The 13,836-nt window shown below is 70.0% G+C and carries 9 protein-coding genes and 1 pseudogene; 5 read left to right on the plus strand and 5 right to left on the minus strand.

Annotated features, from left to right (window positions below; translation table 11 throughout):
- Positions 1 to 16 precede the first annotated feature (16 nt).
- Entirely contained in the window at positions 17 to 1,381 is a 1,365-nt protein-coding gene (gene hisD / locus QFZ50_RS04170; RefSeq protein ID WP_307082186.1) for a histidinol dehydrogenase, read from the plus strand.
- Positions 1,382 to 1,491: 110 nt separating this feature from the next.
- Positions 1,492 to 1,989 (plus strand): transcriptional regulator NrdR, encoded by a 498-nt coding sequence (gene nrdR, locus QFZ50_RS04175; protein WP_307082187.1) that lies wholly within the window; start codon positions 1,492 to 1,494, stop codon positions 1,987 to 1,989.
- A gap of 179 nt (positions 1,990 to 2,168) precedes the next feature.
- Here nrdR and ppgK read toward each other — a convergent pair whose 3' ends face one another.
- Together ppgK and map are read right to left on the minus strand one after the other, a co-directional pair.
- Positions 2,169 to 2,981, minus strand: a complete 813-nt coding sequence (ppgK, locus tag QFZ50_RS04180) for a polyphosphate--glucose phosphotransferase (RefSeq protein WP_307082189.1) — start codon at positions 2,979 to 2,981, stop codon at positions 2,169 to 2,171.
- 91 nt (positions 2,982 to 3,072) lie between these two features.
- Positions 3,073 to 3,952, minus strand: a pseudogene (map, locus tag QFZ50_RS04185) (type I methionyl aminopeptidase).
- A gap of 100 nt (positions 3,953 to 4,052) precedes the next feature.
- On the opposite strand from map, the gene QFZ50_RS04190 reads away from it, so the two are divergent.
- The gene (locus tag QFZ50_RS04190; protein WP_307082191.1) at positions 4,053 to 4,214 is read left to right on the plus strand and encodes an SPOR domain-containing protein; all 162 of its coding nucleotides are present in this window, start codon (positions 4,053 to 4,055) and stop codon (positions 4,212 to 4,214) included.
- Positions 4,215 to 4,228: 14 nt separating this feature from the next.
- Here QFZ50_RS04190 and panB read toward each other — a convergent pair whose 3' ends face one another.
- The gene (gene panB / locus QFZ50_RS04195) at positions 4,229 to 5,113 is read right to left on the minus strand and encodes a 3-methyl-2-oxobutanoate hydroxymethyltransferase (protein WP_307082193.1); all 885 of its coding nucleotides are present in this window, start codon (positions 5,111 to 5,113) and stop codon (positions 4,229 to 4,231) included.
- Positions 5,114 to 5,416: 303 nt separating this feature from the next.
- Here panB and QFZ50_RS04200 point away from each other — a divergent pair, with 303 nt between their 5' ends.
- The gene (locus QFZ50_RS04200) at positions 5,417 to 6,757 is read left to right on the plus strand and encodes a glutamine synthetase family protein (protein WP_307086662.1); all 1,341 of its coding nucleotides are present in this window, start codon (positions 5,417 to 5,419) and stop codon (positions 6,755 to 6,757) included.
- 37 nt (positions 6,758 to 6,794) lie between these two features.
- Positions 6,795 to 9,803, plus strand: a complete 3,009-nt coding sequence (locus QFZ50_RS04205) for a bifunctional [glutamine synthetase] adenylyltransferase/[glutamine synthetase]-adenylyl-L-tyrosine phosphorylase (protein ID WP_307082195.1) — start codon at positions 6,795 to 6,797, stop codon at positions 9,801 to 9,803.
- Positions 9,804 to 9,867: 64 nt separating this feature from the next.
- On the opposite strand, the gene QFZ50_RS04210 is transcribed toward QFZ50_RS04205, so the two are convergent.
- Positions 9,868 to 12,024, minus strand: coding sequence for an acyltransferase family protein (locus QFZ50_RS04210; protein ID WP_307082199.1), 2,157 nt, complete (start codon positions 12,022 to 12,024; stop codon positions 9,868 to 9,870).
- Between the two features lie 222 nt (positions 12,025 to 12,246).
- Positions 12,247 to 13,671, minus strand: coding sequence for a type I glutamate--ammonia ligase (gene glnA / locus QFZ50_RS04215; protein WP_307082201.1), 1,425 nt, complete (start codon positions 13,669 to 13,671; stop codon positions 12,247 to 12,249).
- Positions 13,672 to 13,836 lie beyond the last annotated feature (165 nt).

The raw sequence follows: 13,836 nt of genomic DNA on the forward strand, positions 1-13,836 counted from the left end.
CCGATAGACTCGGGGGGTGACTTCAGCGCCCAGCACCTCCTCTCCCGTCAGCTTCCGGACCATCGACCTGCGCGGCCTGGCGCTGTCCTCCCGTGAGCTGAGGGACGCCATGCCGAGGGCGGCTGCCAGCGCCCAGTCCTCCGAGGCGGCCGTGCAGGCCATCATCGACGACGTACGGGCCCGCGGCCTCGAGGCCCTCCGGGACCTCGCCCGACGGTTCGACGGCGTGGAGCAGGACCACCCGCGGGTGCCGGCCGAGGTCGTCGCGGCAGCAGTGGCAGGACTCGACGCCGAGGTACGCTCGGCCCTCGAGGAGGCGATCCGGCGTGCGCGGATCTTCGCCCACGCCCAGGTACCCGCGGACGTGGAGGTCGAGATCGCCGAGGGTGCCCGCCTCACCCACAAGTGGATCGCCGTGGACCGCGTGGGGCTCTACGTCCCCGGCGGACTGGCCGTCTACCCGTCCTCCGTGGTGATGAACGTGGTGCCGGCGCAGGCCGCCGGCGTCGGATCGATCGCCCTCGCGTCGCCGCCGCAGAAGGAGTTCGGCGGCTGGCCGCACCCCGTGATCCTCGCCGCGGCATCGATGCTCGGCATCACCGAGATCTACGCGATGGGCGGTGCGCAGGCCGTCGCCGCCCTCGCGCACGGCATCCCCGACGGCCCGGATGCGGGCACGGGGATCGAGCCGGTCACCGTCGTCACGGGTCCGGGCAACATCTTCGTGGCGACGGCCAAGCGCCTCGTCCGCGGGCAGGTCGGCATCGATTCCGAGGCCGGCACCACCGAGATCGCCGTCCTGGCCGACGCGACGGCGGACGCAGACCTCGTGGCCGCCGACCTCGTGAGCCAGGCGGAGCACGATCCGCAGGCGGCCTCGGTCCTGGTGACCGATTCCGAGGACCTCGCCTCCGCCGTCGTCGCCGCGCTGCAGATCCGCGCCGCGGCGACGCGGCATGCCGAGCGGGTGCGGACGGCGCTCTCCGGTCCGCAGTCCGGCGTGATCCTCGTCGACGACATCGACCACGGCATCGCGGTGTGCGACGCCTATGCGGCCGAACACCTGGAGATCCAGACGGCCGACGCACGGACGGTGGCGGCGAGGATCCGCAACGCCGGCGCCATCTTCGTCGGTGCCTACAGCCCGGTGAGCCTCGGCGACTACTGCGCGGGCTCGAACCACGTGCTGCCCACGGCCGGTACCGCGTCCTTCGCGTCCGGGCTGAACGTCACCACGTTCCTGCGCGCGGTCCAGCTCGTGGACTACGACCGTGCGGCGCTCGCCGGGGTGTCGGCGTCGATCCTCGCCCTGTCCGCCGCCGAGAACCTCCCCGCGCACGGTGAAGCGGTCACGGCACGCTTCGGCGGCCCTGCCTCCTGAGCCCCCTTCGACGCGGCCTTCCACTACATCTGGTAATTACAGTGTTGTTGTTTCACCATATGTAGTCCTAAAATGAGGAATCGGTTGTTCTCGAGCGGAAAGGGGTCCGTATGTACTGCCCGTACTGCCGCAACCCCGACTCCCGCGTCGTGGACAGCCGCCTCGGTGACGACGGCTCGGCGATCCGCCGGCGCCGCCAGTGCCCGCAGTGCGGCCGCCGGTTCAGCACCGTGGAGACCACCAGCCTCAGCGTGATCAAGCGCTCGGGTGCGGGGGAGCCGTTCAGCCGGTCGAAGATCATCAACGGCGTCCGCAAGGCCTGCCAGGGCCGACCGGTGACGGAGGACGATCTCGCCCTGCTGGCGCAGGAGGTCGAGGAGAACGTCCGCGCGAGCGGCGTCGCCGAGATCGACGCACACGAAGTGGGGCTGGCCATCCTGGGCCCGCTGCGCAAGCTCGACCAGATCGCCTACCTGCGTTTCGCCAGCGTGTACCAGGGGTTCGAGTCGCTCGAGGACTTCGAAGCCGCGATCGACACCCTGCGCGAGCAGGCGAAGGAGAACGAACGCGTGCCGAGCGGCGCGCAACGACCCCTGACGGCGCGCTAGCGCCCATGAGACCCCGGTGGTGGCTGCGGAGGGGAAGCCGACGCCACCACCGGTTCCACGTCCGCCCGTAGCGGCAGGACACGAGGAGAAGCCGGAAGCCCGGGACGGAGGATCCGTCCCGGGCTTCCGGCTGTGCAGGCACGACCCCTCGGGGCTCACGGCCCCCGGGATCCCCGTGCTCAGGCCTTGGGCGAGAAGAGCAGCGCGGCCTGCAGTGCGCCGCCCACGATGCCGGCGTGGTTCCGGAGCTCCGCCGGGATGATCGGGGTGCGCAGCCGGAGCGAGGGCAGGTACTCGCTGCTGCGCTTCGAGATGCCACCGCCGATGATGAACAGCTCGGGGGAGAAGAGGAACTCGACGTGCGAGAAGTACCGCTGCAGGCGCACCGCGTACTCGTCCCAGTCGATGCCGTCCCGCTCGCGGGCCACGGCCGACGCCTTCGTCTCCGCGTCGTGCCCGTCGATCTCCAGGTGGCCGAGCTCCGCGTTGGGGACCAGCCTGCCGTCGAAGATGAAGGCCGAGCCGATGCCGGTGCCGAGGGTGATCACGAGGACCGTGCCCATCTTGCCCTTGCCCGCGCCGTAGCGGACCTCGGCGAGACCGGCTGCGTCGGCGTCGTTGATCACGTGCACGTCGCGTCCGAGGACCGTGGTGAACAGGGCGTCGACGTCGGTGTCCACCCAGCTCTTGTCCACGTTCGCCGCGGACCGGGCGACACCGTGCTGGATGATCGCGGGGAACGTGACACCGACCGGGACATCGGCCGCAGGGCCCTCGGGACGCGAGGACAGCTCCGTGACGATCTGCGCCACGACCTCGGCCACCGCTTCCGGCGTCGCGGGCTTGGGCGTCGGGATGCGGTACCGCTCACCGACGATGACACCCTTCTCGAGGTCCACGATGCCGCCCTTGATGCCGGTGCCGCCGATGTCGACGCCGATCACGGTCGCGGGGAGCTTCTTCGATTTCTTCTTGTCGGTGTCCTTGGCCATGATTCTCCGTCGAAGTGGGACCGGCGCGAGCCGGATGGGGCAGTGCGGGCAGTGTTCGGGCAGTGTTCGGGCAGGGCCGCGGGCGGTCGCGCTAGGGCAGGGTCAGGATCTCCGCGCCGCGGTCGGTGACAACGAGCGTGTGCTCAAACTGCGCTGTCCTCTTCCGGTCCTTCGTGACGACGGTCCAGTCGTCCGCCCACATGGTCCAGTCGATGGTGCCGAGCGTCAGCATCGGTTCGATGGTGAAGACCATGCCCGGCTCGATGACGCGGTTGTAGGCGGGGGCGGCGTCGTAGTGCGGGATGATCAGGCCCGTGTGGAACGCTTCTCCGACGCCGTGCCCGGTGAAGTCACGGACAACACCATAACCGAAGCGCTTCGCGTAGGACTGGATGGTGCGCCCGATGACGTTGATCTCCCGGCCGGGCGCCACCGCGCGGATGGCCCGGTTCAGCGACTCCTGGGTGCGCTCCACGAGCAGGCGGGACTCCTCGTCCACGTCGCCGATGCAGAACGTGTGGTTCGTGTCGCCGTGCACCCCGTCCTTGTAGGCGGTGATGTCGATGTTCAGGATGTCGCCGTCCTGGATCACCGTGGTGTCGGGGATGCCGTGGCAGATGACCTCGTTGAGGGAGGAGCACAGCGACTTGGGGAAGCCGCGGTACCCGAGGGTCGACGGATAGGCGCCGTGGTCGAGCAGGAACTCGTGGCCGATGCGGTCGAGCTCGTCCGTGGTGACGCCCGGCGTGGCGTGCCTGCCCACCTCCACGATGGCCTGCGCGGCGATCCGGCCGGCGACGCGGATCTTCTCGATCGTCTCGGGCGTCTTCACCTCCGAGCCGGTGAACGGGGCCGGTGCCGTGCGGCCCACGTACTCGGGGCCGGACGATGGTCGCAGGAACAGGGCGCCTGGGCGAGACCGTGCCGGGTGTCAGCGTCCCGAGGGGGGCCGTGGCGGAAGACTGGGGCATACCCTTGATCCTATAGCGGGCCCGGGTGGACGGCCCGCACGCGTGGTGTCGCCGGCGACAGTGGACGACACGCCGCTCAGCCCCGATCGAGGAGGTCGACATGACGGAGTACTGGTACAACGTGCGGACGCACGAGGTCGAGGAGGACCGCCAGTCGGACTGGTCGCAGCTCATCGGGCCGTATGCCACCCGCGGTGAGGCTGAGAAGGCCCTCGAGAAGGTCCAGCAGCGCAACGACGCGTGGGACCGGGAGGACGACTAGCCCCCGGGAGCCCCCTAGAAGGTGTGCTCGGGGCCCGGGAAGGTGCCGGCGCGGACGTCGTCCGCGTAGGCGCGGGCGGCGTCGGAGAGCACGGTCCGCACGTCGGCGTACTGCCGGACGAACCTCGCCTGCCTGCCGCCGCGCAGGCCCGCCATGTCCTGCCAGACGAGGACCTGCCCTGTGGTGCCGGGCCCCGCACCGATACCGATGGTCGGTATCCGGAGGGCGGCGTCGACCGCGTCCGCCGTCTCGGCCGGGACCATCTCCATCAGCACGCAGAACGCGCCGGCGTCCGCGAGGGCCACGGCGTCGTCGACGATGCGCTGTGACGCCTCGCCCCGGCCCTGGACCCGGTAGCCGCCGAGCGCGTGTTCGCTCTGCGGGGTGAACCCGATGTGCGCCATCACGGGGATGCCTGCGCGGACGAGGGCCCGGACAGTGGGGGCGTAGTCGGCCCCGCCCTCCATCTTGACCGCGTGCACCAGGCCCTCCTTGAGGAGCCGCACGGACGATTCCACGGCCTGCTGGGGCGAGACCTCGTAGCTGCCGAAGGGCAGGTCGGCGACGACGAGGGCCCGCCGGGCGGCCCGGCTCACCGCCCGGCTGAACAGGATCATCTCGTCGAGCGTGATGGGCAGGGTCGTGGCATGCCCGAGCACGTTGTTGGCTGCCGAATCACCGACGAGGAGGACCTCGATGCCGGCCTCGTCGAACACCTGGGCCGCGTACTGGTCGTACGCTGTCAGCATCGCGAACCGCGTGCCCTGGTCCTTGGCCTGCTGCAGGTGGTGTGTCCGGATGCGGGCGACCGGTGTCGTGGCGGCCGCCGCGCCCGGCGGAGGCGGCGGCGTCGTTCCTGCCCCGTCGCCGTAGGGTGCGGGCTGTTCGGCGGAAGTCATGGCACGAGACTATCGGACGGTGGTCGAGGGCCGCCGGGGTCGTGCCGTGTGTGCTCCCGCACACCGGCCGCCGCCGTGCAGGGCAGGACGGCGGCGCGTGACGTCGTACGTCACGGCACGCGGACGGGACGGGCCCGCGCACCGATCTGCTCCGGCGGGTCAGTAGAGTGTTCACGGGTGCTGGCGCGCGGGCGCGGTGCCGTGCCGCGGAAGCGGCAGCACCGGACGCGCACGACGTCGGGCATGGACGGCCCGCCGCCCCGTCGGGGCGGCCTGGGCGACGAGGAACGGGAAGAGGTGGTCATGGACCGGCAGCAGGAGTTCGTACTGCGCACCATCGAGGAGCGGGACGTCCGCTACGTGCGGCTGTGGTTCACCGACGTCGTCGGCTCCCTGAAGTCCGTGGCACTCGCCCCCGCGGAAGTGGAGGGCGCGTTCGCCGAGGGCCTCGGCTTCGACGGGTCATCCATCGAAGGCCTTGCCCGCGTGTACGAATCGGACATGCTGGCCCAGCCGGACCCGTCCACGTTCCAGATCCTGCCGTGGCGCGGCGAGAAGGAACAGACCTCGCGGATGTTCTGCGACATCCTCACGCCCGACGGCAGGCCCTCCACCGCCGATCCCCGCGGCGTGCTCAAGAAGACCCTGGCGAAGGCCGCCGACATGGGCTTCACCTGCTACACGCACCCCGAGATCGAGTTCTACCTGCTCAAGTCCGCGGAACTGGGCGCGGACGGGCAGCCCGTGCCGGTGGACCACGCCGGCTACTTCGACCACGTGCCCGGCGGAGTGGCCCAGGACTTCCGCCGGACCGCCGTGGCGATGCTCGAGTCCGTCGGTATCTCCGTGGAGTTCAGCCACCACGAGGCCGGCCCGGGCCAGAACGAGATCGACCTGCGCTACGCGGACGCGCTGCAGACGGCGGACAACATCATGACGTTCCGCACCATCATCAAGGAGGTCGCCCTGACCTCCGGAAGCTACGCGACCTTCATGCCCAAGCCGTTCTCCGAGCACCCGGGCTCCGGGATGCACACCCACTTCTCCCTCTTCGAGGGGGACACGAACGCGTTCTTCGAGGCCGGTGCGGAGTTCCAGCTGTCGAAGACCGCACGCCAGTTCATCGCCGGCATCCTGCGCCACGCGCCCGAGTTCACGGCCGTGACCAACCAGTTCGTCAACTCGTTCAAGCGGCTGTGGGGCGGCGGTGAAGCGCCCAGCTACCTCTCCTGGGGCCACAACAACCGCTCCGCCCTGGTCCGCGTGCCGCTCTACAAGCCCAACAAGGGCCAGTCCGCGCGCATCGAGTACCGGGGCATCGACTCCGCCAGCAACCCGTACCTCGCCTACTCCGTGCTCCTGGGCGCCGGCCTCAAGGGCATCGAGGAGGGCTACGAGCTCCCGCCCGCCGCCGAGGACGACGTGTGGAGCCTGACCGCCGCCGAGCGCCGCGCCATGGGCCACGACCCGCTGCCCGCCAGCCTGCACGACGCCATCCGCGTGATGGAGGAGTCGGAGCTCGTGGCGGACATCCTGGGGGAACAGGTCTTCGAGAACTTCCTGCGGAACAAGCGCGCCGAGTGGCACGACTACCGCATCCAGGTGACGCCGTACGAGCTGCGCAGGAACCTGAACATCCTGTAGTGCCTGCCGGAGCCCGCGACGTGGCTAGGGTTGGGGGATGAGCCTCAACCGCAAGCTGATCAGTTACGGCTTCACGGATCTCGAGAAGAGCCGGCGGTTCCTGGACGCGCCCGAACTGCAGGGGCTGAACGACGACGATCTCTTCGCGGGGCTCGCGGCGGCCGCCGATCCCGACCTCGCCCTGCAGTCCTTCGTGCGCCTGCTGGCCGGCAGCCGGAAGGCCGTCCTCACCGCGTTCGCCGACGAGGGCCGGCGCGGACCGCTCTTCCGGCTCCTGGGGGCCTCGGAGGCCCTCGGCGAGTTCCTGATGCGACGGCCCGAGCATCTCGACGTCGTGCGGCCGGGCCCGGCCACACCCGCCGTCGTCGGACCGGAGCACCTCCGCTCCGAGCTGCTGCTCGCGGTCGACGCGGATCCGTCTGAGGACAACCCGGTGGCGGGCGTCAGCGGCCCCGACGCCTACCGCAGGCTCCGGGTGACCTACCGCCGCCATCTCACGGACCTCGCCGTGCGGGACCTCGGCCATTGCGCGCCGGTGGACTACCTGCCCGTCGTCGCCCGGGAACTGGCCGACCTGGCCACCGCCGCACTCGAGGCGTCCCTCGCCGTCGCCCGGGCCGAGCTGGGAGAGACGTACGGATCCGACGTCGTCGCCCGCGTCCGGCTCGCCGTGATCGCCATGGGCAAGTGCGGCGCGCGCGAGCTCAACTACATCTCCGACGTCGACGTCGTCTACGTGGTGGAGGGGGACGACCTCGACGACACGACGGTCACGAGGATCGGCACGGGCCTCGCCTCCGGGATGGCCCGCGGGGTCTACTCGGCCGGACCGGAGCCTGCGCTCTGGGAGGTGGACGCGAATCTCCGCCCCGAGGGCAAGGACGGACAGCTCGTCCGGACGCTGCAGTCCCACGTCTCCTACTACGAGCGCTGGGCGAAGACCTGGGAGTTCCAGGCGCTCCTGAAGGCCCGTGCGGCAGCGGGCGACCCGGAGCTCGGCCGCCGCTACGAAGAGGCCATCGCGCCCTTCGTGTGGGCGTCGTCGCAGCGTGAGGGATTCGTGGAGGCCGTCCGCGCGATGCGGCGCCGCGTCACCGACAACATCCCGCGCGAGGAGGAGGCGCGGCAACTCAAGCTCGGACCGGGCGGCCTGCGCGACGTCGAATTCACGGTCCAGCTGCTGCAGCTCGTGCACGGCCGGCTGGACGAGTCGCTGCGCGTGCGGGACACCGTCACGGCGATCGGCGCCCTCAGTGCCGCGGGGTACGTCGGCCGGTCCGACGCCCTCGACCTCGACGACGCCTACCGCTACCTGCGGGTCCTCGAGCACCGGATCCAGCTCGTGCAGATGCGCCGCACCCACCTCATGCCCGAGGACGAGAGCGCCCTGCGCGCCCTTGCCCGCTCCTCCCAGGGCTGCCTGGTCACCGTGCGTCCGAGCCCCCAGAGCCTCCACGACGAGTGGCAGCGCACCAGGAAGCTCGTCCGCCGGCTCCACGAGTCGATCTTCTACCGGCCCCTGCTCATCAATGCGGCGACGCTGCGGCCCGAAGACGTCCAGCTGACGGCGGAGGCCGCGCAGGCCCGGCTCGCGGCCCTCGGCTATCTCGACCCGCGCGGGGCGATGCGCCACATCGAGTCGCTCACGGGCGGCCTCCGGCGCCGTGCGATGCTGCAACGGCAGCTCCTGCCGATCCTCCTGGCCTGGTTCGCCGACGGCGTCGACCCCGACGCGGGGCTCCTCGGGTTCCGGCGCCTCAGCGAGTCGCTGGGCGAGAGCCACTGGTACCTCGGGATGCTTCGGGATTCGAACGCCGCCGCCGAGCGTCTGTGCGCCGTGCTGTCGAGCAGTCGGTTCATCACCGACCTGCTGGAGGTCTCGCCCGAATCGACGCAGTGGCTCGGGTCCGACGCCGCGCTGGTGCCGGGCACGTTCGACGCGCAGTGGCAGGAGATCCAGTCGAAGATGTCACGGCACCCGGAGCCGGGGGAGGCCATCCGGCTGATCCGGCTGATCCGCCGCAGGGAGCTGCTGCGCATCGCCATCGCCGACAGCTCCCACCTGTTGTCCCAGGCCGAGGTGGGCGAGGCACTGGCCGACGCCGATCGTGCCGCGATCCTCGGGGCCCTGCACGTCGCGGAGAGCCAGGTCTTCGGGCAGGAGGAGCAGCTCACGCATGTCGTCATCATGGCCATGGGACGCCAGGGCGGTCGCGAGATCACGTACGGCTCGGACGCCGACGTCCTCTACGTCCACCGGCCCCTGCAGGGCGTCGACGAGGCCGCCGCGCAGCAGCAGGCGGAGGCGATCGTGGCGCGCCTGGCCGCCCTGCTCACCCAGCCGTGCAAGCCGCCCGTGCTCGCGGAGCGGGTCCTCGAGATCGATGCGGCCCTCCGGCCCGAGGGCAAGCAGGGGGTGATGGTGCGCTCGCTCGGCTCCTACCGGGAGTACTACCGGCGCTGGTCGCTCGTGTGGGAGGCGCAGGCCCTCCTGCGCGCGCGTCCGCTGGCGGGCGACGACGACGTGGCGGCCGAGTTCCTGCAGGTGATCGACGCCGTGCGGTACCCGGAGGAGCTCAGCGAGACGGATGTCCGGGAGATCCGCCGGATCAAGGCGCGGGTGGAGTCCGAGCGGCTCCCGCGCGGCGCCGACCCGTCCCGGCACCTCAAGCTGGGCCGTGGCGCCCTCAGCGACGTGGAATGGCTCGTGCAGCTGCTCCAGCTGCAGCATGCGCGGGCCGTCCCGGCCCTTCGCGTGCAGTCCACACTCGCCGCCCTGGACGTCATCGCCTCGGAGGGACTGCTCCCCGGAGAGGACGTCGCCACCCTCCGCGAGAGCTGGAACCTGGCGACGCGCATCCGTGCGGCGAACGTCATCTGGAGCGGACGCGGCTCCGACCTGCTGCCGTCGTCACGGCGTGACCTCGAAGCGGTGGCGCGGTGGTGCGGCTACGGGCCGGACAGCGGCTCCGACCTCGAGGAGGACTACCTCCGCATGACGCGGCGCAGCAGGGCAGTCTTCGAGCGGCACTTCTACGGGTACTGAGCCACCCGGCGGCCCGAGACCGGAGGTGCCGGCGGAGGTCCACCGGTGAGGACCGAGCAGAGCCTCAGCCACTACTGGCTGCGAGTCGCTCGGCGAGGACCGGGGTGAGCGAGCGCATGTAGGTGCTGGTGATGTGGTTGGCGTCGAAGAAGACGTGGACGCCGCCGACGGCCGAATAGCAGCGACCGCCCGGACAGAACTGGTCCTGCAGGTCCAGCACCTTCACCCCGGGGGAATCGAGCGCGGCCGCCGCCTCGGCGAGAGGATCGACGGCGAGGGCTTCTTCGACCGGGATGGAGCACTCGAGGGGCGAAGACCGATGGAGGGCGAGGCACTCGGGGCCGGATCGGCCGAGAGTCAGCGGCGTGTCCCGGAGGACGTAGACGGTGACACCGGCGTCGGCCCAGGCACCGACGCGGTCGGCGAACGCGTCGCGGTACTGGCTCAGCTGGTCCCGTCCCGAGCCGTCGTCGAGAATCTCGCGGGCGCCGAAGGCCGAGACGAAGACCATGTCCGGCTTCTCTGCGAGGATGCGGTCGGAGACCTCCTGGCTCCAGGTGAGGCACGCGTCCTGCGACCCCTTGTCCTCGGGCCGGCCGTTGAACTCGGTGCGTCGCACGCCCACGTACGGGCATCCGCCGACAAGGCTCTCCTGGAGGCGCCATGACGACTCCCGGCCCAGCGCGTAGAGGGCCGCTTTCCACTGCTCGGCGTGCGAATCGCCCACGAGCCACACCTCGGCCGAGGGCTGCCCGTCGGAGGTGAACTCACAGGTGCTCAGGCGGGCGCCTCCGCTGACCACGATCGGATCCTGCGACTCCGCGCATTCCTCGCCGTCGAACCAGGGAGCCTCCTCGGCTCCGACCTGCGCGAGTTCGGGAGGGCCGAACGGGTCGGTGCACACCGCGTTGGACAGGCTCCTGGCCCCGAAACACGGACCCCCGGAGACCGCCTCGAGAGCCTGCCGCTGGCGGTCACCCGCAGCCTGGGCGGACACCGTCATCACCGTCGCCGACAGGAGAATGGTGAGCATCAGACCCAGCAGGAGCATGCCTGACCTACGGGGGCCGAAACGGCGGAGGAGACCGGTCCGGGCCGGGTCCTCGATGAGTCGCTTGCTGCCGAACGCCAGCAGAATCGCTCCGGCGAGGAGGACGGCCGTGTCCATCGGCAGGAGGTCGCGCCCGAGGACGGCCGGGACGAGGAGCAGGGCGGGCCAGTGCCACAGGTAGAGGGAGTAGGAGATGTCTCCGATGAACTGGACGGGCCTCGCCGCAAGGAGCCGGTTGGGCGACCATGAAGGGTGATGCGGGCCCGCCGCGATCACCAGCAGGGTGCCGACGACGGGCACCAGTGCCAGGTACCCGGGAAAGAGGGTGCGTTCCGTGAAGGTCACGGCGGAGTACAGGATCAGGGCATAGCCGGTTGCCTGTGCGGTGCCCGCGAACGCCGGGGTCAGCGCGGTCGCCCGGCTGCGCTTGTGGCGCATGGCCCGCACGGCGATCAGGGCGCCGGCCGCGAATTCCCATGCGCGCGCCGGCGTCACGAAGTATGCGGCGCTCCTGCTCGTGTAGGTGATGTAGATGCAGAAGGCCAGGGACAGCACGAGGACCGCTCCGAGCACCAGGGTGAGGAGGGCCCTGCTGCGCATCCGATGGCGGACGGCGAGGGTGAACACGACGGCCAGCAGGACCGGCCAGACGAGGTAGAACTGCTCCTCCACCGAGAGGGACCAGTAGTGCTGCAGGGGTGACGCCGACTCGGTCTGCGCCGAGTAGTCGACGGCTTTGAGAGCCAGGACCCAGTTCTCGACATAGACGTTGGCCGCAATGGTCTCCTGGGCGATCCCGGTCCAGCGTGTATAGGGTAACGCCAGCCAGGCGACGACCAGCGAGACGACGGAGACAACCATTGCGGCGGGCAGGAGACGGGCGGCGCGACGCGCGTAGAACGAGCCGAGGCGCAGCCGCCCGGTCGCCGACAGCTCGCCCATCAGGTGCTTGGTGATCAGGTAGCCGGAGATGACGAAGAAGACGTCGACGCCGACGTAGCCGCCCGGGAGGAGATCGGGCGCGGCGTGGTTCAGCACCACGAAGGTCACCGCCAGCGCCCGGAGCGCCTGGATGTCCTTCCGGGGTGTCTTCGGCGGGGCGGCCGGCGTCTGCGCCCCGCCCGCCCGCGTGAGCACCACGGGTGGCGCGCTGGTATCGCTCGTTGTCAACGGTTCTCCTCATCGCCACGGCGTCTCACACGTCCGCCTGAGTCCCTGCCGCTGACAGCGGCAACTGTGGCCTCGATGAGTGTACGGTCGCCTCCCGGACTACCCGGGCATTTCGGTCACGAAGGGGTCGCGTGTGGTGGCGGCGGCATGGCAGGACGAACGACGGCGGCCCTCCCGTGGGGGAGGGCCGCCGTCGTTCGGTGCGGATGGTGTCCGGTGCTGCTAGACGCCGTAGTAGAGCTCGAACTCGTAGGGGTTCGGGCGCATCGACAGCGGCAGGATCTCCATTTCGCGCTTGTAGGCGATCCAGGTGTCGATCAGGTCCTGCGTGAAGACGTCGCCGGCCTGCAGGAACTCGTTGTCCGCCTCCAGGGCCAGGAGGGCCTCCTCGAGGGACCCGGGCGCCTTCTGGATGTCCTTGGCCTCCTCGGCCGGAAGCTCGTAGAGGTCCTTGTCGATGGGGTCGGCGGGTTCGATGCGGTTCTTGATGCCGTCGAGGCCGGCCATGAGCTGCGCGGCGAACGCGAGGTAGGGGTTCGACGACGGGTCCGGCGCGCGGAACTCGATGCGCTTGGCCTTGGGGTTCGAGCCGGTGATCGGGATGCGGATACCGGCGGAGCGGTTGCCCTGCGAGTACACCATGTTGACGGGAGCCTCGAAGCCCTTGACCAGACGACGGTAGGAGTTCACGGTCGGGTTGGTGAAGGCGAGGACGGCGGAGGCGTGCTTGAGCAGGCCTCCGATGTACCAGCGGGCGGTGTCCGACAGGCCGGCGTAGCCGCGCTCGTCGTAGAACAGGGGCTGGCCGTCACTCCACAGCGACTGGTGGCAGTGCATGCCGGAGCCGTTGTCCCCGAAGACCGGCTTCGGCATGAACGTGGCAGTCTTGCCCCAGGCGTTGGAGACGTTCTTCACGATGTACTTGAACTTCTGCAGGTCGTCCGCAGCGTGCGTCATGGTGGTGAACTTGTAGTTGATCTCGGCCTGGCCTGCGCCGCCGACCTCGTGGTGCGAACGCTCGACCTCGAGGCCCGCCTTGTCCAGCTCGACGCAGATGGCGTCGCGCAGATCGGCCTGCTTGTCCACGGGGGACACCGGGAAGTAGCCGCCCTTGAAGGGGGTCTTGTTGCCCAGGTTGCCGCCCACTTCCTCGCGCCCGCTGTTCCAGGGCGCCTCGATCGAATCGACCTTGTAGAAGCTGCCCTGCGGGGAGGACTCGTACTGCACGTTGTCGAAGATGAAGAACTCCGCCTCGGGGGCGAAGAACGCGGTGTCGGCGATGCCGGTCGAGGACAGGTAGGCCTCGGCCCTCTCGGCGACGCTGCGCGGGTCACGGTGGTAGGGGTCACCGGTGCGCGGGTTGACGATGGAGAAGTTCAGCGCGAGGGTCTTCTCGGTGCGGAACGGGTCGATGAACGCCGTCGTCACATCCGGGATGAGCTGCATGTCCGACTCGGCGATGCCCTGGAAGCCGCGGATGGAGGACCCGTCGAAGAGCTGGCCGTGCACGAAGAAATCCGCGTCGACCGACTTCGCAGGGACGTTGAAGTGCTGCTGCACTCCCGGAAGATCGGTGAACCGGACATCGACAAATCGGATGTCTTCGTCGGCGATGAATGTGAGGACCTCGTCCGCATTCTTGAACATCGATTCATGCTCCTAACGCATGGCTGGTGAATGACCCGGCGCCAGCGCGTGTCACTGCACCGCGCGGTGGTCACGAGCTCTGGCAGGTGGAACGCTGCCGCCGACTCGTTCCAACTGTAGGAGCGGGCAGTTTCTCGCTGGTGTCGCCCTTGTTTCCGGGACGTT

It is taken from the genome of Arthrobacter agilis (genome assembly GCF_030816075.1).
GTDB lineage: Bacteria > Actinomycetota > Actinomycetes > Actinomycetales > Micrococcaceae > Arthrobacter_D > Arthrobacter_D agilis_E.

Coding starts and splice junctions, on each gene's coding strand:
- QFZ50_RS04205 (WP_307082195.1), top strand. CDS start 6,795: ATGAGCCTCAACCGCAAGCTGATCAGTTACGGCTTCACGGATCTCGAG.
- glnA (WP_307082201.1), bottom strand. CDS start 13,671: ATGTTCAAGAATGCGGACGAGGTCCTCACATTCATCGCCGACGAAGAC.
- panB (WP_307082193.1), bottom strand. CDS start 5,113: ATGACTTCCGCCGAACAGCCCGCACCCTACGGCGACGGGGCAGGAACG.
- nrdR (WP_307082187.1), top strand. CDS start 1,492: ATGTACTGCCCGTACTGCCGCAACCCCGACTCCCGCGTCGTGGACAGC.
- QFZ50_RS04190 (WP_307082191.1), top strand. CDS start 4,053: ATGACGGAGTACTGGTACAACGTGCGGACGCACGAGGTCGAGGAGGAC.
- QFZ50_RS04200 (WP_307086662.1), top strand. CDS start 5,417: ATGGACCGGCAGCAGGAGTTCGTACTGCGCACCATCGAGGAGCGGGAC.
- ppgK (WP_307082189.1), bottom strand. CDS start 2,981: ATGGCCAAGGACACCGACAAGAAGAAATCGAAGAAGCTCCCCGCGACC.